At 70.5% G+C, this 22,246-nt stretch carries 17 protein-coding genes and 1 pseudogene; 13 read left to right on the top strand and 5 right to left on the bottom strand.

The window, feature by feature from the left end:
* Positions 1–50: 50 nt before the first annotated feature.
* Complete coding sequence (gene aroQ, locus AB0O67_RS25230; protein WP_365454115.1) at positions 51–509, top strand: type II 3-dehydroquinate dehydratase; 459 nt, start codon at positions 51–53, stop codon at positions 507–509.
* Positions 510–754: 245 nt separating this feature from the next.
* Here the strand turns inward: aroQ and AB0O67_RS25225 are convergent, their stop codons facing one another.
* A complete protein-coding gene (locus AB0O67_RS25225; protein ID WP_365454112.1) occupies positions 755–1,411 on the bottom strand; it encodes an MBL fold metallo-hydrolase in 657 nt (218 codons plus the stop codon).
* A 50-nt stretch (positions 1,412–1,461) separates the two neighbouring features.
* Entirely contained in the window at positions 1,462–2,166 is a 705-nt protein-coding gene (locus tag AB0O67_RS25220; protein ID WP_365454109.1) for a maleylpyruvate isomerase family mycothiol-dependent enzyme, read from the bottom strand.
* Between the two features lie 224 nt (positions 2,167–2,390).
* On the opposite strand from AB0O67_RS25220, the gene uvrA reads away from it, so the two are divergent.
* The gene (uvrA, locus tag AB0O67_RS25215) at positions 2,391–5,414 is read left to right on the top strand and encodes an excinuclease ABC subunit UvrA (protein ID WP_365454106.1); all 3,024 of its coding nucleotides are present in this window, start codon (positions 2,391–2,393) and stop codon (positions 5,412–5,414) included.
* Between the two features lie 68 nt (positions 5,415–5,482).
* Here uvrA and AB0O67_RS25210 read toward each other — a convergent pair whose 3' ends face one another.
* The 3 genes from AB0O67_RS25210 to AB0O67_RS25200 form a co-directional block, all read right to left on the bottom strand.
* Complete coding sequence (locus AB0O67_RS25210; protein WP_365454103.1) at positions 5,483–6,394, bottom strand: carbohydrate kinase; 912 nt, start codon at positions 6,392–6,394, stop codon at positions 5,483–5,485.
* Positions 6,391–7,422, bottom strand: a complete 1,032-nt coding sequence (locus AB0O67_RS25205; protein ID WP_365454100.1) for a LacI family DNA-binding transcriptional regulator — start codon at positions 7,420–7,422, stop codon at positions 6,391–6,393. The genes AB0O67_RS25210 and AB0O67_RS25205 overlap by 4 nt, the downstream gene beginning before the upstream one ends.
* 210 nt (positions 7,423–7,632) lie before the next feature.
* Entirely contained in the window at positions 7,633–8,625 is a 993-nt protein-coding gene (locus tag AB0O67_RS25200) for a hypothetical protein (RefSeq protein ID WP_365454097.1), read from the bottom strand.
* 302 nt (positions 8,626–8,927) lie between these two features.
* On the opposite strand from AB0O67_RS25200, the gene uvrC reads away from it, so the two are divergent.
* The 11 genes and pseudogenes from uvrC to AB0O67_RS25145 form a co-directional block, all read left to right on the top strand.
* Entirely contained in the window at positions 8,928–11,099 is a 2,172-nt protein-coding gene (gene uvrC / locus AB0O67_RS25195; protein WP_365454094.1) for an excinuclease ABC subunit UvrC, read from the top strand.
* On the top strand, positions 11,096–12,112 hold the full coding sequence (rapZ, locus tag AB0O67_RS25190) for an RNase adapter RapZ (protein ID WP_365454091.1): 1,017 nt from the start codon (positions 11,096–11,098) through the stop codon (positions 12,110–12,112). Before uvrC ends, rapZ begins: the two co-directional genes overlap by 4 nt.
* Positions 12,109–13,176, top strand: a complete 1,068-nt coding sequence (gene yvcK / locus AB0O67_RS25185; protein WP_365454088.1) for a uridine diphosphate-N-acetylglucosamine-binding protein YvcK — start codon at positions 12,109–12,111, stop codon at positions 13,174–13,176. Before rapZ ends, yvcK begins: the two co-directional genes overlap by 4 nt.
* Positions 13,167–14,156 (top strand): DNA-binding protein WhiA, encoded by a 990-nt coding sequence (whiA, locus tag AB0O67_RS25180; protein ID WP_037860766.1) that lies wholly within the window; start codon positions 13,167–13,169, stop codon positions 14,154–14,156. The genes yvcK and whiA overlap by 10 nt, the downstream gene beginning before the upstream one ends.
* Before the next feature lie 190 nt (positions 14,157–14,346).
* Positions 14,347–17,298, top strand: a complete 2,952-nt coding sequence (locus AB0O67_RS25175) for a M14 family zinc carboxypeptidase (RefSeq protein WP_365454085.1) — start codon at positions 14,347–14,349, stop codon at positions 17,296–17,298.
* A 224-nt stretch (positions 17,299–17,522) separates the two neighbouring features.
* The gene (gene gap / locus AB0O67_RS25170) at positions 17,523–18,533 is read left to right on the top strand and encodes a type I glyceraldehyde-3-phosphate dehydrogenase (protein ID WP_365454083.1); all 1,011 of its coding nucleotides are present in this window, start codon (positions 17,523–17,525) and stop codon (positions 18,531–18,533) included.
* Positions 18,534–18,661: 128 nt separating this feature from the next.
* Positions 18,662–19,885, top strand: a complete 1,224-nt coding sequence (locus AB0O67_RS25165) for a phosphoglycerate kinase (protein ID WP_365454081.1) — start codon at positions 18,662–18,664, stop codon at positions 19,883–19,885.
* Between the two features lie 5 nt (positions 19,886–19,890).
* On the top strand, positions 19,891–20,667 hold the full coding sequence (gene tpiA / locus AB0O67_RS25160) for a triose-phosphate isomerase (RefSeq protein WP_365454078.1): 777 nt from the start codon (positions 19,891–19,893) through the stop codon (positions 20,665–20,667).
* Positions 20,668–20,806: 139 nt separating this feature from the next.
* Entirely contained in the window at positions 20,807–21,037 is a 231-nt protein-coding gene (secG, locus tag AB0O67_RS25155) for a preprotein translocase subunit SecG (protein WP_365454130.1), read from the top strand.
* Between the two features lie 198 nt (positions 21,038–21,235).
* The gene (locus tag AB0O67_RS25150; RefSeq protein WP_003957010.1) at positions 21,236–21,571 is read left to right on the top strand and encodes an RNA polymerase-binding protein RbpA; all 336 of its coding nucleotides are present in this window, start codon (positions 21,236–21,238) and stop codon (positions 21,569–21,571) included.
* A gap of 197 nt (positions 21,572–21,768) precedes the next feature.
* Positions 21,769–22,246, top strand: a pseudogene (locus AB0O67_RS25145) (glucose-6-phosphate isomerase); the annotation flags it as partial.

Below are 22,246 nucleotides of genomic sequence, written 5' to 3'. Positions count from 1 at the left end.
AGCAGCGGTCCCCGCGCGGGCCGCCCGACCTCGACCGGACCGGAGGAACCGTGCCCCGCACCCTGGCCAACGCCCCGATCATGATCCTCAACGGGCCCAACCTGAACCTCCTCGGGCAACGCCAGCCGGAGATCTACGGCTCCGACACCCTCGCCGACGTCGAGACCCTGTGCGCCAAGGCGGCGGCCGCGCACGGCGGCACGGTGGACTTCCGGCAGTCCAACCACGAGGGCGAGTTGGTGGACTGGATCCATGAGGCGCGGCTCCATCACTGCGGGATCGTCATCAACCCCGGTGCCTACTCGCACACGTCCGTCGCCATCCTGGATGCGCTCAACACCTGTGACGGCATGCCCGTGTTGGAGGTCCACATCTCCAACATCCACCAGCGGGAGTCGTTCCGGCACCACTCGTACGTCTCCCTGCGCGCCGACGGGGTCATCGCGGGGTGCGGTGTCCAGGGGTACGTGTTCGGGGTGGAGCGGGTCGCGGCCCTGGCCGACGCGTAACCCTGACGGCGCCGTGCGGAGCGGGGAGTTGCCAGGGCCGCCGGCCGAGGGGCGGGGATCGAGGGACCGGCGGCCCGATACCGCGCGGAAGCCGTCGTCCCGCGCGGGGCTGCCTCCAGTTGACCGCGCCACCACGCACCGGGGGAGCGCGCGCAAGGGGCCGGCGCGTGCAGAGGATTCACACGGGGCGCGCGTCCCGCTCCGCACGCCCCGGTGACCTCTGGGGGCACGCGGTTGTCCGGGGTTCACCACCCGCGCGCGTGCCACTCCGGCAGGTGCGGCCGCTCCGCGCCGAGCGTCGTGTCGTCGCCGTGCCCCGGATAGACCCAGGTCTCGTCCGGGAGGGCGTCGAAGATCTTCGTCTCGACGTCGTGGATCAGAGCGGCGAACGCCTTCGGGTCCTTACGGGTGTTGCCCACACCTCCGGGGAAGAGGCAGTCGCCGGTGAAGACGTGCGGGTGCCCGTGGGGGTCGTCGTAGACCAGGGCGATCGAGCCAGGCGTGTGCCCGACGAGATGGCGCGCGGTCAGTTCCACGCGCCCCACCCAAAGGGTGTCGCCGTCGTCGACCAGGACGTCGGTCGGCACCGGGATGCCGTCGGCGTCGTCGCGGCCCGCGTGGGTGCGGGCGCCCGTGGCCGCGACGACCTCGGCGAGCGCCTGCCAGTGGTCGCCGTGCTGGTGCGTGGTGACGACGGAAGCGATGCCGTCGTCACCGATCGTGCCGAGCAGCGTGTGCGCGTCGGCGGCCGCGTCGATCAGCAGCTGCTCGTCGGTGGCCCGGCAGCGCAGCAGATAGGCGTTGTTGTTCATCGGGCCCACCGCGATCTTGGTGATCATCAGGTCCTTGAGCTCGTGCACGTCCGCCGGGCCACCGACCGTCACCTGTCCGCTGTACGTCATGCCGATCAGTCTAGGACGGCAGGCGTACGGCGAGCAGGGCATCGGCGTCGTCACAGCGGGGGCAACGACGGCAAAGGGCCACCCCCGACGCTCAGCCCGGAGCCGTCCCGCCGCCCGGCGAGCCAGCCCAGCAGGCCGGCCGGGGAACCCGTGACGGTGACCCCCGAGTCACCTGCCGCTTGCCCCCTCTCCGCTTCCCGGCCGGTGCTCCACGCACGCGTGCCGTCCGTCAGACGGGTGGGCGGTACGTCGGGGTGGCCGGCGAACCGGCGGGCGAGGAAGTCGATCTCCCGCTCCGTGAACTCCGCCGGCAGATCCTCCAGCTCGTAGCCGATGCCGAGGTCCACGTGGTGCAGCTCCACCTCGACCCAGCGCCGGAACGGCACCCGCGACGCGGAGTCGGTCACGCCGTTGCGCAGCTCCACCGTGCGCGACCAGTCGGCGGGGACGTCGGCCGTCCCCTGGAAACGGGCGGCGCTCTCCCGGACGTCGGCGAGCTGGGCGTCCAGGGGGCGCGGGGCGTCCCGCTCGATCTCGGCGTCCCGGGCCTCCCCGGAGACGTACATGGGGCGGCCTTCGAGAACGTTCACCAGGGCGTCCGCGTTGCGGGCGAGGTGGGCGAGTACATGACCGCGACTCCAGCCGGGCAGCCGTGACGGTTCGGTCACAGCGGCGTTGTTCAGCTTGGCCGCTGCGGTGAGCAGCCGTTCCGTCGCGTCGCGTACAGACGCCAGGTCACGCACGTGATCAGTCATGACGCCGACCCTAGCCCCGCCACTCCTTCGGGTGAAGCCGGTGAACCCCGGCCGTAAATCGAATGCACGTGCTATAAGGTCGGCGGTGGCGTCGGGCATGCTGGAGAGCCGGGGATTGTTATGCACTCCGGGAATCCGACCGGCGTTGTCAGTGGCTCCCCCTAGTCTGAGAAAGCACGGGGGCCTCGCCCCTGTCACTTCTCTCAAGAAAGGTGCGGACCGGCGTGGCCGACCGTCTCATCGTCCGTGGCGCGCGCGAGCACAACCTGAAGAACGTCTCGCTCGACCTGCCTCGTGACTCGCTCATCGTCTTCACGGGCCTGTCGGGTTCGGGCAAGTCCTCCCTGGCCTTCGACACCATCTTCGCCGAGGGCCAGCGGCGCTACGTGGAGTCGCTCTCCTCGTACGCCCGCCAGTTCCTGGGCCAGATGGACAAGCCGGACGTCGACTTCATCGAGGGTCTGTCCCCGGCGGTCTCCATCGACCAGAAGTCGACCTCGCGCAACCCGCGCTCGACGGTCGGCACCATCACCGAGGTCTACGACTACCTGCGTCTGCTCTTCGCGCGCATCGGCAAGCCGCACTGCCCCGAGTGCGGCCGCCCGATCGCCCGCCAGTCGCCGCAGGCCATCGTCGACAAGGTCCTTGAGCTCCCGGAGGGGAGCCGCTTCCAGGTGCTCTCCCCGCTGGTGCGCGAGCGCAAGGGCGAGTTCGTCGACCTCTTCGCCGATCTCCAGACCAAGGGGTACAGCCGCGCGCGGGTGGACGGCGAGACGATCCAGCTCTCCAGCGCGCCCACGCTGAAGAAGCAGGAGAAGCACACCATCGAGGTGGTCATCGACCGTCTCACCGTGAAGGACTCCGCCAAGCGCCGCCTCACCGACTCCGTCGAGACCGCCCTCGGCCTGTCCGGCGGCATGGTCGTGCTCGACTTCGTCGACCTCCCCGAGGACGACCCGGAGCGCGAGCGCATGTACTCGGAGCACCTGTACTGCGCGTACGACGACCTGTCCTTCGAGGAGCTGGAGCCGCGCTCCTTCTCCTTCAACTCGCCCTTCGGCGCCTGCCCCGAGTGCACCGGCATCGGCACGCGCATGGAGGTCGACCCCGAGCTGATCGTCCCGGACGAGGACAAGTCACTCGACGAGGGCGCGATCCACCCCTGGTCGCACGGGCACACCAAGGACTACTTCGGCCGCCTCATCGGTGCCCTCGCGGACGCGCTGGGCTTCCGGACGGACATCCCCTTCGCGGGTCTGCCGCAGCGCGCGAGGAAGGCCCTGCTCTACGGCCACAAGACCCAGATCGAGGTCCGCTACCGCAACCGGTACGGCCGCGAGCGCGTGTACACCACTCCCTTCGAGGGCGCGGTCCCCTTCGTCAAGCGCCGGCACAGCGAGGCCGAGTCCGACGCCAGTCGTGAGCGCTTCGAGGGCTACATGCGCGAGGTGCCCTGCCCCGGCTGTGAGGGCACGCGTCTGAAGCCGATCGTCCTCGCGGTCACGATCATGGGGAAGTCGATCGCGGAGGTCTCCGCGATGTCGATCAGCGACTGCGCGGAGTTCCTGGGCGAGCTGAAGCTCAGCGCCCGCGACAAGAAGATCGCCGAGCGTGTGCTCAAGGAGGTCAACGAGCGGCTGCGCTTCCTGGTCGACGTCGGCCTCGACTACCTCTCGCTGAACCGCGCGGCAGGCACCCTGTCCGGCGGCGAGGCCCAGCGCATCCGCCTGGCCACCCAGATCGGCTCCGGTCTCGTCGGCGTCCTGTACGTCCTCGACGAGCCGTCCATCGGCCTGCACCAGCGGGACAACCACCGGCTGATCGAGACGCTGGTCCGGCTGCGGGACATGGGCAACACGCTCATCGTCGTCGAGCACGACGAGGACACCATCAAGGTCGCCGACTGGGTCGTCGACATCGGCCCCGGCGCGGGCGAGCACGGCGGCAACGTCGTGCACAGCGGCTCCCTGAAGGAGCTGCTCGCCAACGAGGAGTCGCAGACCGGTCAGTACCTCTCCGGGAAGAAGTCCATCCCGCTGCCGGACATCCGCCGGCCCCTCGACCCCTCCCGCCGGCTCACCGTGCACGGCGCCCGGGAGAACAACCTCCAGGACATCGACGTGTCCTTCCCGCTGGGCGTGTTCACGGCGGTCACGGGCGTGTCCGGCTCCGGCAAGTCGACGCTGGTCAACGACATCCTGTACACACACCTGGCCCGCGAGCTCAACGGCGCGAGGAACGTGCCCGGCCGGCACACGCGCGTGGACGGCGACGACCTCGTCGACAAGGTCGTCCACGTCGACCAGTCGCCCATCGGCCGCACCCCGCGGTCCAACCCGGCGACGTACACCGGTGTCTTCGACCACATCCGCAAGCTGTTCGCCGAGACCACCGAGGCGAAGGTCCGCGGCTACATGCCCGGCCGCTTCTCCTTCAACGTCAAGGGCGGCCGCTGCGAGAACTGCGCGGGCGACGGCACGATCAAGATCGAGATGAACTTCCTCCCGGACGTCTACGTCCCGTGCGAGGTCTGCCACGGCGCCCGGTACAACCGGGAGACCCTGGAGGTCCACTACAAGGGCAAGTCCATCGCCGAGGTCCTGAACATGCCGATCGAGGAGGCGCTCGAGTTCTTCGAGGCCGTCCCCGCGATCGCCCGCCACCTGAGGACGCTGCACGACGTGGGCCTCGGCTATGTCCGCCTCGGCCAGTCGGCGACCACCCTCTCCGGTGGTGAGGCCCAGCGTGTGAAACTCGCCAGCGAGCTCCAGAAGCGCTCCACCGGGCGCACGGTCTACGTGCTCGACGAGCCGACCACCGGTCTGCACTTCGAGGACATCAGCAAGCTCCTGACGGTGCTGTCCGGCCTGGTCGACAAGGGCAACACCGTCATCGTCATCGAGCACAACCTCGATGTGATCAAGACCGCCGACTGGCTTGTCGACATGGGGCCCGAGGGTGGCGCCGGAGGTGGCCTCGTCGTCGCCGAGGGCACGCCCGAGGAGGTCGCCGCGGTGTCCACCAGCCACACCGGCAAGTTTCTGCGGGAGATCCTCGGCGCCGACCGGATCAGCGACGCCGCGGTGCCGGCCCCGCGCAGGACCGCGGCCCGGAAGACGGTGGCGGCCAAGGCGCCGGGGAAGAAGACCGCCACGGCCAAGGCGGTCAACAACACGGCGACGAAGAAGGCGGCCGGGGCGGCCAAGAAGGCGCCCGCGAAGAAGGCGACGCGGGCTCGCAAGGCCTGAGCACCGCACACGAAGGGGGCGGTGACCGGCGGGAGTGCCCGCCGGTCACCGCCCCTTCGCCGTGCTCCCTACAGCTCGCCCAGCTCCGAGGCGTACGGCGGTTCGGCGCCCGCGCGTGAGCAGGTGATCGCCGCGGCGCGGGCCGCGAAGCGCAGGAGCCGGGTCCACGCGTCGGCGTCGAGGCCGGCGAGGGCTTCGGAGGACAGGGCGTTCCGGGTGGACAGGCCGTGCAGCAGGGCCGCGTTGACCGTGTCGCCGGCGCCGATCGTGTCCACCACGGCGACCCGCTCGCCCGGCACCGAGTGCTCACCACCGTCCCGGGTGAACACGGTCAGCCCGTCACCGCCCCGGGTGATCACCACCGCGGAGGGCCCCGCCGCCAGCCACTCGCGGGGCGTGCCGCCCAGCCACCGCGCGTCGTCCTCGGAGAGCTTGAGCAGTGTCACCGAGGGCAGCCAGCCGAGGAACCGCGTCCGGTAGGCGTCCGCGTCGGGGATCAGCCCGGCCCTGATGTTGGGGTCGAGCGCGGTGAACACGCCCTGCGCGGCGGCGGTGCGCATCAGCTTCTCGTAGGCGCTCGCTCCCGGCTCCAGGACCAGCGAACAGGTGCCGAAGGACACCGCTCGGGTGTCGGCGGGCAGGCCGTCCGGGACCGTGAACAGCCGGTCGGCGGTGCCGTCGACGTAGAAGGAGTAGGCGGCCGAGCCGTTCCCGTCGATCGTGGCGACGGCGAGGGTGGTCGGCTCCGGGCCGCGCTGCACCGCCGAGACGTCCACGCCGGCCTTGCGCAGCCCGTCGAGCAGGGCCTGACCGAAGGCGTCGCGGGAGGTGCGGGAGCAGAACGCCGTGGGGGAGCCGAGCCGGCCGAGGGCCACGGCCGTGTTGTACGGGCCGCCGCCGAGGGCGGGCTGGAGGCCGGCCAGGGCGCCCGTGCCTTGCGGTACCAGGTCGATCAGGGCCTCACCGGCGACGACGATCACGAGTCGGGTCCTTTCTCGGGGCAGCCGCAGGACGTGCGGTGGACGAGGGTGCAGGGGAGCCGCACGGTCCGGGCGGGCCGGTCCGGGGCGGCGAGGCGTTCGAGCAGGATCCGCACGGCCTGGGCGCCGAGATCCTTGCTCGGCTGGGCGATCGCGGTGAGCCGGGGTGAGAACAGGTCCGCCCAGGCGAAGTCGTCGAAACAGCACAACGCGATGTCGGCGGGGACGGACAGGCCCCGCGCACGCAGCGCTTGCAGGGCGCCGATGGTCATGGCGTTGTTGGCCGTGACGAGGGCCGTGGGCGGCGCGGCGAGGGAGAGCAGGGCGGCGGTGGCCCGCTCACCGGCGGCCGACTCCGAGTCGCCGTGCGCGACGAGCCGCTCGTCGTACGGCAGCCCGGCGACGGCGAGTCCGTGCCGGTAGCCGGTGATCCGCTCGGCGGTCGTGCTCAGCCCGCGCCGGCCGGCGACCAGGCCGATGCGGCGGTGGCCCAGCTCGGCGAGATGCGTGACCAGGCTCGTCACCGGCTCCGTGCTCTGCGCGCAGATCTGGTCGAAGCGCGGCGTGCCACTCGCCGGCCCGTCCACCACACGGTCCAGGAGCACGGTGGGCACCTGGTGCCGGTGCAGGTAGGAGAGCAGCTCGCGGGGGGACGGGGACGGGGCGACGATCAGGCCGTCCACGCGTCGCTCGTGCAGCAGCTGGACGACCTTGCGCTCGTGCTGCGGATCCTCGTGCGGGTCGGCGATGAGCAGACCGTAGCCCTCCTCCAGGGCGGTCGCCTCGACGCCCTGGAGGATCTCGGTGAAGTACGGATTGCTGATGGCCGAGACCGCGAGCCCGATGGAGCGGGTGCGGGAGGTCACCAGGGAGCGTGCCAGCGTGTTCGGGGTGTAGCCGAGCTCCTCGACGGCGTCCAGGACGGCCTGGCGGGTCTGCGGGAGCACCGGCCGGGTGCCGTTCAGCACGTGGGAGACGGTCGCCACGGAGACTCCGGCGCTCCGCGCCACGTCCGCCATCGTCGCCAAGGTGTCCCCTTCCGGGCCGCGTCCCGCTGGTTGGGGGCACGCTCGTTCCGACGGGGAAGGTATCCCATCCGGCGCGTGGCGTAAACGCTTGCGCAAACGCTTACCTCACGCCGGACGCCCCCGGCTCACCACCACCCCAAACACACAACACCCCTCACATCACACCCCTCACATCACACCCCTCACACCCACCCCTCACACCCATACCGCTCACCCGGCATCCCACTCCCACCCGATCCCCACGATCCCCGCCCGCACCCGCGGCTCCACGAGGTGCACCGAGTGGTGCAGGCCGGTCAGCGGCAGGTCCTGGTGGCCGCTGCGCGGGGCCGCCGCCGAGTGCTGGGCGAACCGGTGACAGCGCACCGGCAGGGCGTGGGCGTCGAACCGCACCTGGAGGGCGTACTGCCCGCCCGCCGGCCCGAAGGCACGCAGGTACTCGCGGGACACGCCCGCCGTGCCGTCCGCCACGGCGTAGCGGAAGAGGAAGGTGTCACCGGCCCGCAGCCGGGTGTCGAAGAGCAGCTCGGCGACCAGGATCCCGGTCTCGCGGTCCCAACGGGCGCGTCCGGTGCGGCAGTTCTCCAGCGCCTGCACGCTCGTCCGGTCCGGCGCGCACCCGGGGTCACCGTGGTGGACGGCCACGAAGCGGTCGACGCCGTCCTGCTGCGCGCGCACGATGTGATGCGACTCGCGCCCCAGCAGCTCGCGGCGCGCCCCGATCCGTACCTGTTCGTGGTGCCCGAGCATGTGCAGGCCGCCGTCGAGGGGGGCGTCCAGCTCGGCGAGCAGGCGTTCCAGGACGTCCGAGGCCTCGACGAGGGATCGGTAGGAGCGGCCCTCGGGGCGGCGTGCGGACCCGTGCTCGTCGGCCGGCTCGGCGAGCAGCCGGATCAGCGACTCCTCCGGGAGCTGGAGGATCTCCTCCAGGGCCCGTACGGCGCGCAGCGACTCGGGGCGCTGCGGGCGGCGGGCGCCCTGCTGCCAGTAACTCAGGCTCGTGACGCCGACTTTCACGCCGTACCGCGTCAGATGGTGCTGCACCCGCTGCAACGGCAGTCCGCGGGCGGCTATCGCGGCGCGCAGCGCGACGTGGAAGGGGCCGCAGCGCAGTGCCGTGTCGAGTTCCGTGCCCGGTGCGGCGTGCAGGTCGGTGTCCAGGTCCGCGGGGACGACGTCCGCGTGCGGTGTGGCGTGCGGCATGCAGGGGCCTTTCTGTGCTGGATCACGACGGCTGGTCAGACCGTTCGCGCAGGTCGTCCGGGGCACCCGGGCGGCGGCAGGCCGCCTTCACATCGGTACGCCGCCGTTCACCGGCCCGAGTTCCTCCGCATTGAAGCGTGTTGACCATGCCTCGACAACACCTGAAGCCCAACCGTGGCGCGCTCGTGGCCGAGGTTCGACCGGTGCCTCGCGGGCGGTGGTGCACCGGGCGGCCCGGCACCGCGGGGGGCGTTGTCCACGGGCTCGCCGGAGTGTCACCGCTCGCCAGTAGGGTGTGAGACATGGCCGATCCCTCCAGCTACCGCCCCAGGCCGGGAGACGTCCCGGACACCCCCGGGGTGTACCGGTTCCGTGACGAGCACCGCAGGGTGATCTACGTCGGAAAGGCGAAGAGCCTGCGCCAGCGCCTGGCCAACTACTTCCAGGACCTGGCCGGCCTGCACCCGCGCACCCGGAGCATGGTCACCACGGCCGCGTCCGTGGAGTGGACGGTGGTGTCCACGGAGGTCGAGGCACTGCAGCTGGAGTACTCCTGGATCAAGGAGTACGACCCCCGGTTCAACGTCAAGTACCGCGACGACAAGAGCTACCCGTACCTCGCGGTGACGATGAGCGACCAGTACCCGCGCGTGCAGGTGATGCGGGGCCACAAGAAGAAGGGCGTGCGCTACTTCGGGCCGTACGGGCACGCGTGGGCCATCCGGGACACGGTCGACCTGCTGCTGCGCGTCTTCCCGGTGCGCACCTGCTCGGCCGGCGTCTTCAAGAACGCCCGCCGCACCGGCCGCCCCTGCCTGCTCGGCTACATCGGCAAGTGCTCCGCGCCCTGCGTCGACCGGATCTCCGACGAGGAGCACCGGGAGCTGGCGGAGGAGTTCTGCGACTTCATGACGGGGCGTACGGGCACGTACCTGCGCCGTCTGGAGAAGCAGATGATGGAGGCGGCCGAGGACCTGCAGTACGAGCGGGCGGCACGGCTGCGAGACGACATCGAGGCCCTGAAGAAGGCCATGGAGAAGAACGCGGTCGTGCTCGCCGACGCGACCGACGCCGATCTGATCGCCGTGGCCGAGGACGAGCTGGAAGCGGCCGTGCAGATCTTCCACGTCCGCGGCGGACGCGTCCGTGGCCAGCGCGGCTGGGTCACCGACAAGGTCGAGGAGATCACCACCGGCGCCCTGGTGGAACACGCCCTCCAGCAGCTCTACGGCGAGGAGACCGGCGACGCGGTCCCCAAGGAGGTCCTCGTCCCGGCGCTGCCCGACCCGGTGGCGCCGGTGCAGGAGTGGCTGACCGTGCGCCGGGGCTCGAACGTCTCGCTGCGCATCCCGCAGCGCGGCGACAAGAAGGCCCTGATGGAGACCGTGCAGCGCAACGCCCTGCAGGCGCTCGCGCTGCACAAGACCAGGCGTGCCTCCGACCTGACCACGCGCTCGCGCGCGCTGGAGGAGATCGCCGAGGCCCTGGACCTCGACAGCGCCCCGCTGCGGATCGAGTGCTACGACATCTCGCACCTCCAGGGCGACGACGTGGTGGCCTCCATGGTCGTCTTCGAGGACGGCCTGCAGCGCAAGAGCGAGTACCGCCGGTTCCAGATCAAGGGCTTCGCCGGGCAGGACGACGTCCGCTCGATGCACGAGGTGATCACCCGCCGCTTCAGGCGCTACCTCGCCGAGAAGGAGCGGACGGGGGAGTGGGCCGACGGCGAGCCGGAGCGTACCGACCGCACCGCGCTCGACGACGCGGACGGCGCCCCCCGCGTCGGCGGCACGACGGTCCTCACCGCCAGCGGCACGGGCGGTGCCCTCGACGGCGGATCGGGTGCCCCTCTCGCCAGCAGCCTCACCGAGGACGACGGTCGCCCCAAGCGCTTCGCCTACCCCCCGCAGCTGGTCGTCGTCGACGGCGGTCAGCCGCAGGTGGCCGCCGCCCAGCGGGCCCTGGACGAGCTGGGCATCGACGACATCGCCGTGTGCGGCCTCGCCAAGCGCCTTGAGGAGGTCTGGCTGCCCGGTGACGACGACCCGGTGGTCCTGCCCCGCAGCAGCGAGGGCCTCTACCTGCTGCAGCGCATCCGTGACGAGGCGCACCGGTTCGCTATCACCTACCAGCGCAGCAAGCGCGCCAAGCGCATCCGCTCCAGCCCGTTGGACGACGTCCCCGGGCTCGGCGAGACACGCAAACAGGCGTTGATCAAGCACTTCGGTTCCGTGAAGAAGCTGCGATCCGCGACAATCGACCAGATCTGCGAGGTTCCGGGCATAGGTCGCAAGACGGCCGAGACGATCGCGGCGGCACTCGCCCGCACGGCCCCGGCCGCACCCGCCGTGAACACGGCGACTGGAGAGATCATGGATGACGTGGAAGACGGTGCACCCGAGACGACGGCGGGTGCTCCAGGGGAGCCCGTGCCCACGGGCGCCCCGGACGAGCGACGGGGGCAGGAGAGATGACCGAGCACGAGAAGCAGTCCACAGACCGGCGAGATCAGGAACCCGAGGAAACTCAGAAGGTGACCGACGAGGATCACACGCGGCGTGACGCGGCTCAGGACGACGGAGCACAGGCGGGTACGGCCGGCGAAGCGGGCGCGGCCGCCGAAGCGGCCATCCCCGAGCTGGTGATCATCTCCGGCATGTCCGGAGCCGGCCGCTCGACGGCCGCGAAGTGCCTGGAGGACCTCGGCTGGTTCGTGGTCGACAACCTTCCCCCCGCGCTGATCCCCACCATGGTGGAGCTCGGTGCCCGCTCGCAGGGCAACGTGGCGCGGATCGCGGTCGTCGTCGACGTACGCGGCCGGCGCTTCTTCGACAATCTGCGCGAGTCGCTCGCCGACCTCGACGCGCGCGGGGTGACGCGGCGGATCGTCTTCCTGGAGTCCTCCGACGAGGCCCTGGTGCGCCGGTTCGAGTCAGTGCGCCGACCGCACCCCCTCCAGGGCGACGGCCGGATCGTCGACGGCATCGCCGCCGAGCGCGAGCTGCTGCGCGAGCTGCGCGGCGACGCGGACCTGGTGATCGACACCTCCAGCCTGAACGTGCACGAGCTGCGCGCCAAGATGGACGCCCAGTTCGCGGGCGAGGAGGAGCCGGAGCTGCGGGCGACCGTCATGTCCTTCGGCTACAAGTACGGCCTGCCGGTCGACGCCGACCTCGTCGTCGACTGCCGCTTCCTGCCCAACCCGCACTGGGTCCCGGAGCTGCGCCCGTTCACCGGCCTCAACGAGGAGGTGTCGGGCTACGTCTTCAACCAGCCCGGCGCGAAGGAGTTCCTCGACCGGTACGCCGAGCTGCTCCAGCTGATCGCGACCGGCTACCGGCGCGAGGGCAAGCGGTACGTGACCATCGCCGTCGGCTGTACGGGCGGCAAGCACCGCTCGGTCGCGATGTCGGAGAAGCTCGCCGCGCGCCTGGCGGCAGAGGGCGTGGAGACGGTGGTCGTGCACCGGGACATGGGACGGGAATGACAGGACGTACGTTGCGGCTGAGCCGGCTGCGCAAGGTCACCCCGGAAGGGCGTGGCGGTCGGCTCACCGAGCCCCGGGGCAGCCGTGCGCGCCGCCGGGGCACCCAGCCCAAGGTGGTCGCCCTCGGCGGGGGCATGGGGCTGTCCGCCTCGCTCGCCGCGCTGCGCCGCATCACCGGTGACCTCACCGCCGTCGTCACCGTGGCCGACGACGGCGGGTCCAGCGGCCGGCTCCGCGACGAGCTGGGCGTACTGCCGCCCGGCGATCTGCGCAAGGCCCTCGCCGCGCTGTGCGGTGACGACGACTGGGGCCAGACCTGGGCCCGGGTCATCCAGCACCGCTTCCAGTCCGGTGGCGAGATGCACGGCCACGCGGTCGGCAACCTGCTGATCGTCGCCCTGTGGGAGCAGCTCGGCGACCATGTCCTGGCCCTCGACCTGGTCGGCAGGCTGCTCGGCGCGCACGGGCGCGTGCTGCCGATGTCGGCCGTGCCGCTGGAGCTCCAGGCGCTGGTCAAAGGGCACGACCGGGAGCGGCCCGACGACATCGACACCGTGCGCGGGCAGGCGACCGTCGCCCTCACCCCGGGCGAGGTGCAGTCCGTGCATCTGGTGCCGAACGACCCGCCCGCCGTCCCGGAGGCCGTCGAGGCGGTCCTGGACGCGGACTGGGTGGTGCTCGGGCCGGGCTCCTGGTTCTCCTCGGTGATCCCGCACCTGCTCGTCCCCAAGCTGCTCGACGCCCTCTCGGAGACGAAGGCCCGCCGGGTGCTCTCGCTGAACCTCGCGCCGCAGCCCGGAGAAACCGAGGGCTTCTCCCCGCAGCGTCATTTGGAGGTTTTGGGACGACACGCCCCTAAACTCGCCCTGGACGTGGTGCTGGCCGACGAGGCCGCCGTGCCCGACCGCGACTCACTGACCGACGCCGCCAAGCGTTTCGGTGCCGCGGTCGAGCTGGCACCGGTGGCCCGGACGGACGGAACTCCGCGGCACGACCCGGAGCTGCTGGCCGCCGCGTACGACCGTATTTTTCGGATGCATGGAAGGATCGGCCCATGGCGATGACGGCAGCGGTGAAGGACGAGATCTCCCGGCTCCCCGTCACCCGGACCTGCTGCAGGAAGGCGGAGGTCTCCGCCATTCTGCGGTTCGCCGGCGGCCTTCACCTGGTCAGCGGGCGCATCGTGATCGAGGCGGAGCTGGACACCGCGATGGCGGCGCGGCGACTCAAGCGGGACATCCTGGAGATCTTCGGGCACAGCTCGGAGCTGATCGTGATGGCTCCGGGCGGCCTGCGACGCGGTTCGCGCTACGTCGTGAGGGTCGTCGCGGGTGGCGATCAGCTGGCCCGGCAGACGGGCCTGGTCGACGGCCGGGGCCGCCCGATCCGGGGGCTGCCCCCGCAGGTGGTCTCGGGGGCCACCTGCGACGCGGAGGCCGCCTGGCGCGGGGCCTTCCTGGCCCACGGTTCGCTCACCGAGCCCGGCCGCAGCTCCTCCCTGGAGGTGACCTGCCCGGGTCCCGAGGCCGCGCTCGCCCTGGTCGGCGCCGCCCGTCGGCTGTCGATCGCCGCGAAGGCCCGCGAGGTGCGGGGCGTGGACCGGGTCGTCGTCCGTGACGGTGACGCGATCGGCGCGCTGTTGACCCGGCTCGGTGCCCATGAGTCGGTGCTGGCCTGGGAGGAGCGGCGGATGCGCCGCGAGGTGCGTGCCACCGCCAACCGGCTCGCCAACTTCGACGACGCCAACCTGCGGCGCTCCGCCCGCGCGGCGGTCGCCGCCGGCGCCCGGGTGCAGCGCGCGCTGGAGATCCTCGCCGATGACGTCCCCGAGCACCTCGCGGCCGCCGGGCGGCTGCGCATGGAGCACAAGCAGGCATCGCTGGAGGAACTGGGCGCGCTGGCCGACCCGCCGCTGACCAAGGACGCCGTCGCGGGCCGTATCCGCCGGCTGCTGGCGATGGCGGACAAGCGTGCGGCGGACCTGGGGATCCCGGGCACGGAGGCGAACCTCAGCGAGGAACTGGCGGACAATCTCGCCGGGTGACGCCGCGTCGGACCCACCGGTGCCGATCCCTGCCCCAGCAGGCCCGGCACCGGCGTCACGCCCCCTCACCCTTCCCTGACAGCAGCGGGCTCGCGCCCCCAACCCCCTTGACGCGCTCTTGACTTGGCCATGATCTGTCATGAGCCTGGCATCCATTCGCCACTGTGGCGAACCACCGCAAGGGGGGCTCATGAGACGAAGAGCGAGATCGATCCTCGCCGCCGGCGTGCTCCTGCTGGGCGGCCTCACCCTGGCACCCTCGGCCCAGGCCGACGAGAAGGCGTCCGACCAGGACACCGAAGAGGTCAAGGTCTTCCGCGCCGACGTCACCAGGCAGCAGGTACCCCTGCTGCTCGCCACCGGGCAGGACAGTCACGAACTCGGTGAACATGTTCCCGACAGGGGCACCGCCACCGTCGAGGTCTACCTGACCGACAAGCAGGCCGCGAAGCTGGAGCGACAGGGCGTCGACCTCACCGAGCACAAGCTCTCGGCGAAGGCACGCGCACGCGTGGCCGCCGCGGGCGACGGGGTCTTCCGGCCGTACAGCGGGAAGGGCAACCTCAAGGAGGAGATCCTCAGGACCGGTCAGGAGCACCCGTCCCTGACCAAGGTCGTCTCCATCGGCAAGACCCTTCAGGGCCAGGACATCCTCGCCCTCAAGCTCACCAAGAACGCCAAGAGGACCAAGGACGGCGTCAAGCCCTCCGTCCTCTACGTCTCCAACCAGCACGCGCGCGAGTGGATCACGCCGGAGATGACCCGGCGGCTGATGCACCACTACCTCGACAACTACTCCACCGACAAGCGCGTCAAGAAGATCGTCGACACCACCGAACTGTGGTTCGTCCTCTCGGCCAACCCCGACGGTTACGACTGGACGCACCACGCCGACGGCGACCGCCAGTGGCGCAAGAACATGCGCGACAACAACGGCGACGGCGCCCACACCATCGGCGACGGCGTCGACCTCAATCGCAACTTCGCCTACAAGTGGGGCTACGACGACGAGGGTTCGTCCCCCCAGCCCACGAGCCAGACCTACCGCGGCCCCGGCCCGAACTCCGAGCCCGAGACCAAGGCGCTGGACGCCTTCGAACGGCGGATCGGCTTCGAGTACGGCATCAACTACCACTCCGCCGCCGAACTCCTGCTCTACGGCGTCGGCTGGCAGGTCGCCACCCCGACCCCCGACGACGTCCTCTACAAGTCCCTCGCCGGTACGCCGGACAACTCGGCGATCCCCGGCTACCACCCGCAGCTCTCCTCCGAGCTGTACACCACCAACGGCGAGGCGGACGGCCACGCGGCCAACGTCCACGGCACCGCGATGTTCACCCCGGAGATGTCCACCTGCCAGACCGCGTCGAACGTCGACCCCGACGACGCCTGGAACCCGGCCGACTGCGAGTCGATCTTCACCTTCCCGGACGACGAGAAGCTGATCCAGCAGGAGTTCATCAAGAACGTCCCCTTCGCGCTCTCCGTCGCCGAGTCCGCCGCGCGGCCCGACCGGCCCAGGTCCTCGGTCGGCGTGGACGCGCCCGACTTCACCCCGGCGGCGTTCACGACGTCGTACTCGCGCGGCGCCGACCAGGAGGTCTCCGTCGTCGCACGGAAGTCCGTGCGCGACAAGGAGCTCAAGTACCGCGTCAACGGCGGCCGTACGCACGACATGCGGCTGCGGCCCTGGAAGGGCGGCGAGACGTACGGCGGTGAGGACAACCTCTACTTCGACGAGTACCGGGCGAAGGTCGCCGACGGCGTGCCCGGGGACAAGGTCGAGGTCTGGTTCTCCGGCGAGACGCGGTCCGGGAGGGCCACCACGAGCGAGCGCTTCACCTACACGATCGCCGAACGGCCCCGTGCCGACGTCCTCGTCGTCGCCGAGGAGGGCGCGGCCGCGACCCACGCGCAGAAGTACGTCGACGCGCTGAGGGCCAACGGGGAGCGGGCCGCCGTCTGGGACGTCGCCACCCAGGGCGCACCGGACGCGCTCGGTGTGCTGGCGCACTTCGACACGGTCGTCCACCACACCGGTGCCGTGCGCCCGGGAGTCGCCACCCAGCTTCAGCTGCGCGCCTTCCTCAACGAGGGCGGCAGGCTGATCGAGGCGGGCGAGACGGCCGGCGGCTCCGTCGACCTCGGCGGGGGCACCCTGTCGAACGACTTCAGCCAGTACTACCTGGGCGCCTACACCCGCACGTCCCTCCCGGCCGTCACCGGCTTCACCGGGGCCGGCGCCCTCGGCGGCGTCACCGCCCCGCTCGGCGACGCGCCCGGCAACCCGCTGAACACCGCCGGATCCTTCGGCGTCACCTCCGACACCCTGCCCGTGGCGACGTTCCCGCAGTTCGCGAGCGAGGGCGCGGGCCGGTACCCGGGGACCGTCAACCCGTACGGCCCGTACGAGGGCGCGTCCATGGCGGCCGTCACGCACTCCGACTACGCCTGGAACCGCCTGACCCGCACCGTCGACCTCACCTCGGTGACCGCGGCCGACGCTCCCACCCTGCGCACCCGGCTGCTGTGGGACACCGAGGCCGGCTACGACCATGCCGTGCTGGAGGCGCACACGGCCGGGGCCGACGACTGGACCACGCTCCCGGAGAAGAACGGCGCCACCGGCACCGCCGTACCGACCGAGTGCGAGGCCGGCTTCTTCCTCCAGGCGCACCCGGCGCTCCAGCGGTACCTGACCCTCGGCGCGGACGGCTGCACACCCTCCGGGACCAGCGGCGCGTGGAACAGCTTCACCGGTGCCGCCGACGGCTGGCAGGAGGTCGAGTTCGACCTCTCCGCCTACGCCGGGAAGACGGTCGAGGTCTCCCTCAGCTACATCACCGACCCCGGCTCCGGCGGCCACGGCGTCCTCGCCGACAACGCCGCCGTCGTCATCGGCGGTACGGCGGGACAGACCGACGGGTTCGAGACCTCGCTCGGCGCCTGGACCACCGCCGGGCCTCCGGCGGGCAGCCCGGCGGTGGTCACGGACTGGGGCCTGTCGGGCGAACTGTTCACTACATATGGAGCGGTGACCGCGCAGGACACGGTGCTGCTCGGTTTCGGTCTGGAACACGTCACCGAGGCGGCCGACCGCCGCGAGCTGATCGGCGAGGCACTCGCCGCGCTCGACCGCTGAACACCAGGTCGACGACCGCTCACCGCCCGTAGTCAAATCGGGTGATCCGGTCGCACGGCCGGGGCGGTCCGTACCCCTACTGGCTGGTACGGGCCGCCCTGCCGTGTATGGGCCATCTCGATGTCACCAGAGGGCCTGCGGGGAGGTAGGGTCGTAGGCGGTCGGGGACATCCCATACAGCTCGCCGGCATCAACGGCCGGCGTACCAACGAGGAGATCGGTTCGTGACGATCCGCGTAGGCATCAACGGCTTTGGCCGCATCGGTCGTAACTACTTCCGCGCGCTGCTGGAGCAGGGTGCTGACATCGAGATCGTGGCTGTCAACGACCTGGGTGACACCGCGACCACCGCTCACCTGCTCAAGTACGACACCATCCTGGGCCGTCTCAAGCACGAGGTGACGCACACCGCCGACACGATCACCGTGGACGGCCACACCATCAAGGTGCTCTCCGAGCGCAACCCCGCGGACATCCCGTGGGGCGAGCTGGGCGTCGACATCGTCATCGAGTCGACCGGCATCTTCACCAAGAAGGACGACGCCGCCAAGCACCTCGCGGGTGGTGCGAAGAAGGTCCTCATCTCGGCCCCGGCCAAGGACGAGGACATCACCATCGTGATGGGCGTCAACCAGGACAAGTACGACCCGGCGAACCACCACGTCATCTCCAACGCCTCCTGCACCACCAACTGTGTGGCGCCGATGGCGAAGGTGCTCGACGAGAACTTCGGCATCGTCAAGGGTCTGATGACGACGGTCCACGCGTACACGAACGACCAGCGCATCCTGGACTTCCCGCACAAGGACCTGCGGCGTGCCCGTGCCGCCGCCGAGAACATCATCCCGACCACGACGGGTGCCGCCAAGGCCACCGCCCTGGTCCTGCCGCAGCTCAAGGGCAAGCTGGACGGTATCGCGATGCGCGTCCCGGTCCCGACCGGCTCGGCCACCGACCTGGTCGTGACCCTGCAGCGCGAGGTCACCAAGGACGAGGTCAACGCCGCGTTCAAGAAGGCCTCCGAGGACGGCGACCTCAAGGGCTACCTGGCCTACACCGAGGACGAGATCGTCTCCTCGGACATCGTCAGCGACCCGGCTTCCTGCACCTTCGACTCCTCCCTGACCATGGTCCAGGAGGGCAACACGGTGAAGATCCTCGGTTGGTACGACAACGAGTGGGGCTACTCGAACCGCCTCGTCGACCTCACGGTCTTCGTCGGCAACCAGCTCTGAGCAGCTTTTCGCAGGCATCTTGATGTGAGGGCAGGGCTCGGGCAGCGCACGCCGCGCTGCCCGAGCCCTGACTCGCGTACAGATCGACCAGCCCACTCGTATCGAGAGCCCTTCCCAGGAGCCCCTTCATGAAGACGATCGACGAGCTTCTTTCGGACGGCGTGGCCGGCAAGCGGGTCTTCGTCCGCGCCGACCTCAACGTGCCGCTGGACGGCACCACCATCACCGACGACGGCCGCATCCGCGCCGTGCTGCCCACCGTCAAGGCGCTGGCCGGGGCGGGCGCCCGCGTGGTCGTCGCCTCGCACCTTGGCCGCCCCAAGGGTGCCCCGGACCCTGCCTTCTCGCTCGCCCCGGCCGCCGCACGGCTCGGTCAACTGCTCGGCAGCGAGGTCCAGTTCGCCACCGACACGGTCGGCGACTCCGCACAGGCCACCGTCGGCTCCCTCGCCGACGGCCAGGTGGCGGTGATCGAGAACCTGCGCTTCAACGCCGGCGAGACGAGCAAGGACGACGCCGAGCGCGCCGCCTTCGCGGACCAGCTCGCCACCCTCGCCGACGTCTACGTCGGCGACGGCTTCGGCGCGGTGCACCGCAAGCACGCCTCGGTCTTCGACCTCCCGGCCCGGCTGCCGCACTACGCCGGCTACCTGATCGCCACCGAGGTCGGCGTCCTGAGGAAGCTCACCGACGACGTCGAGCGGCCCTACGTCGTCGCCCTCGGCGGCGCGAAGGTCTCCGACAAGCTCGCCGTGATCGACCAACTGCTCGGCAAGGCCGACCGCCTGCTCATCGGCGGCGGCATGGCGTACACCTTCCTGAAGGCCAAGGGCCACGAGGTCGGCATCTCCCTGCTCCAGGAGGACCAGGTCCCGGTCGTCAAGGAGTACATGGAGCGGGCCGAGAAGAACGGCGTCGAGCTGGTCCTGCCGGTGGACGTCCTGGTCGCCCCCGAGTTCCCGGACCTGAAGACCAAGGCGCCGGCCAACCCCACGACCGTCGCCGCGGACGCCATCCCGGCCGACCAGGAGGGCCTGGACATCGGTCCGGAGACCCGCAAGCTGTACGCCTCGAAGCTCGTGGACGCCGCCACCGTCTTCTGGAACGGCCCCATGGGCGTCTTCGAGCACCCCGACTACGCCGAGGGCACCAAGGCGGTCGCCCAGGCGCTCATCGACTCCCCGGGCTTCACGGTGGTCGGCGGCGGCGACTCCGCGGCCGCCGTGCGCACCCTGGGCTTCGACGAGACGGCTTCTGGCGGAAAATTCGATCACATCTCGACCGGTGGCGGCGCCTCCCTCGAATACCTCGAGGGCAAGACGCTCCCCGGCCTCGCCGCACTGGAGGACTGACCTCAATGAGCACGCGCACGCCGCTGATGGCGGGCAACTGGAAGATGAACCTCAACCACCTCGAGGCCATCGCCCACGTCCAGAAGCTCGCCTTCGCCCTGGCCGACAAGGACTACGAGGCCGTCGATGTCGCCGTCCTGCCGCCCTTCACCGACCTGCGCTCCGTGCAGACCCTGGTCGACGGCGACAAGCTGAAGATCAAGTACGGCGCCCAGGACCTCTCGGCCCACGACTCCGGCGCGTACACCGGTGAGATCTCCGGCTCCATGCTGGCCAAGCTGAAGTGCACCTTCGTGGCGATCGGCCACAGCGAGCGCCGTCAGTACCACGGCGAGACCGACGAGATGGTGAACGCCAAGGTCAAGGCCGCCTTCAAGCACGACCTGACGCCGATCATGTGTGTCGGCGAGGAGCTGGAGGTGCGCGAGGCGGGCAACCACGTCACGCACACCCTGGCCCAGGTCGAGGGCGGTCTGAAGGGCCTCCCGGCCGAGCAGGCCGAGACGATCGTGGTCGCCTACGAGCCGGTGTGGGCCATCGGCACCGGCAAGGTCTGCGGCGCCGGGGACGCCCAGGAGGTCTGCGCCGCCATCCGTGGCAAGATCGCCGAGCTGTACACGCAGGACGTGGCCGACAAGGTCCGCATCCAGTACGGCGGCTCAGTGAAGTCCGGGAACGTGGCCGAGATCATGGCGCAGGCCGACATCGACGGCGCGCTGGTCGGCGGTGCCTCGCTGGACGCGGACGAGTTCGTCAAGATCGTGCGCTTCCGCGACCAGTGAGTCGGCCACTGTGCCGATCACTGAGCCGATCAGTGAGTAGGCGGTAGCGGCGATCCGTCGTACCCTTGCGGGGGCATGGCTGTAAACGCTGTGCCCCCGTCGTTCATCCGTTTCCGAGGAAGTTGGTCCAGCCGTGGTTTTGGGGTTCTCGATCGCCCTGATCGTCTTCAGCCTGCTGCTGATGCTGCTGGTGCTGATGCACAAGGGGAAGGGCGGCGGCCTCTCCGACATGTTCGGTGGCGGCATGCAGTCGTCCGTCGGCGGCTCCTCCGTCGCCGAGCGCAACCTCGACCGGATCACCCTGGTGGTCGGTCTGCTGTGGTTCGCGTGCATCGTCGTGCTGGGCATCATGATGAAGATCAACAACTGAACCGCCCACGCGTTTCGCACGTAACGCCCCATGTTCGGTACGCGCAGCTGAGCGCGGCCTATCATGGGGCTTGCGTCTACGTGGGGGGTTGTAACTCCGAACACTGGACGCGCGTTGGGCCTTACGTAGACTGAGGCGCTCGCAGCGAAGCGAAACGCCGACTCGCTTTGCGGCACCATCACGCAGGGAGTTACGACCGTGGCAAGTGGCAACGCGATCCGAGGAAGCCGGGTCGGGGCGGGGCCGATGGGCGAGGCCGAGCGGGGCGAGTCCGCGCCCCGACTGCGCATCTCCTTCTGGTGCTCCAACGGGCACGAGACGCAGCCCAGCTTCGCCAGCGACGCGCAGGTTCCCGACACCTGGGACTGCCCGCGCTGCGGCTTCCCTGCCGGTCAGGACCGGGACAACCCCCCGGACCCGCCGCGCACCGAGCCCTACAAGACACACCTCGCCTATGTGCGGGAGCGTCGCAGCGACGCGGACGGCGAGGCGATCCTCGCCGAGGCGCTCGCCAAACTGCGGGGCGAGATCTAGAAGTTGGACCCGGCCGGGCACCGTGCGGTGCCCGGCCGGATCCGCTTGGTCCCCTACCGGATCCGCTTGGTCCCCTACCGGATCCGCTTGGTCCCCGGGTCGCTGACACCTGCGGTCGCGGGGGACGTACCTGTTGTTGCACGGCACGACGACGCGACGACAGCTCACGTCCACCCCTGATCAACTAGGTTGGGACCATGAACGCAGACGGCCGTACCAGGCTGAATCAGACATCCGAGTGGACCGCTCTGGCCAAGCACCGTGAGGAGTTCGCGGACACCCATCTGCGGGATCTGTTCGCGACGGACCCCGGGCGGGGCTCGGGCTACACGCTCCAGGTCGGTGATCTGTTCATCGACTACTCCAAGCACCTCGTCACCGACGAGACGCTGCGGCTGCTGCGCGAACTGGCGGCGGCCACGGACGTCTTCGGGCTGCGGGACGCCATGTTCCGCGGCGAGAAGATCAACACCACCGAGGACCGGGCCGTGCTGCACACCGCGCTGCGCGCGCCCCGGGACGCGGTGGTCGAGGTCGACGGCGAGAACGTCGTGCCGGGCGTGCACGCCGTGCTGGACAGGATGGCCGGTTTCGCCGGCCGTGTCCGCTCGGGCGAGTGGACCGGGCACACCGGCCGGCGGATCCGCAATGTCGTCAACATCGGCATCGGCGGCT

Source organism: Streptomyces sp. NPDC086077 (assembly GCF_040686175.1).
Taxonomy (GTDB): Bacteria; Actinomycetota; Actinomycetes; order Streptomycetales; family Streptomycetaceae; genus Streptomyces.
Note: the sequence above shows the minus strand (reverse complement) of the source record. Positions and strands in the feature narration are given on the sequence as shown.

Coding starts and splice junctions, on each gene's coding strand:
- AB0O67_RS25225 (WP_365454112.1), bottom strand. CDS start 1,411: ATGACGTACAGCGGACAGGTGACGGTCGGTGGCCCGGCGGACGTGCAC.
- AB0O67_RS25220 (WP_365454109.1), bottom strand. CDS start 2,166: ATGACTGATCACGTGCGTGACCTGGCGTCTGTACGCGACGCGACGGAA.
- AB0O67_RS25200 (WP_365454097.1), bottom strand. CDS start 8,625: ATGCCGCACGCCACACCGCACGCGGACGTCGTCCCCGCGGACCTGGAC.
- uvrC (WP_365454094.1), top strand. CDS start 8,928: ATGGCCGATCCCTCCAGCTACCGCCCCAGGCCGGGAGACGTCCCGGAC.
- rapZ (WP_365454091.1), top strand. CDS start 11,096: ATGACCGAGCACGAGAAGCAGTCCACAGACCGGCGAGATCAGGAACCC.
- yvcK (WP_365454088.1), top strand. CDS start 12,109: ATGACAGGACGTACGTTGCGGCTGAGCCGGCTGCGCAAGGTCACCCCG.
- whiA (WP_037860766.1), top strand. CDS start 13,167: ATGGCGATGACGGCAGCGGTGAAGGACGAGATCTCCCGGCTCCCCGTC.
- AB0O67_RS25175 (WP_365454085.1), top strand. CDS start 14,347: ATGAGACGAAGAGCGAGATCGATCCTCGCCGCCGGCGTGCTCCTGCTG.
- AB0O67_RS25165 (WP_365454081.1), top strand. CDS start 18,662: ATGAAGACGATCGACGAGCTTCTTTCGGACGGCGTGGCCGGCAAGCGG.
- tpiA (WP_365454078.1), top strand. CDS start 19,891: ATGAGCACGCGCACGCCGCTGATGGCGGGCAACTGGAAGATGAACCTC.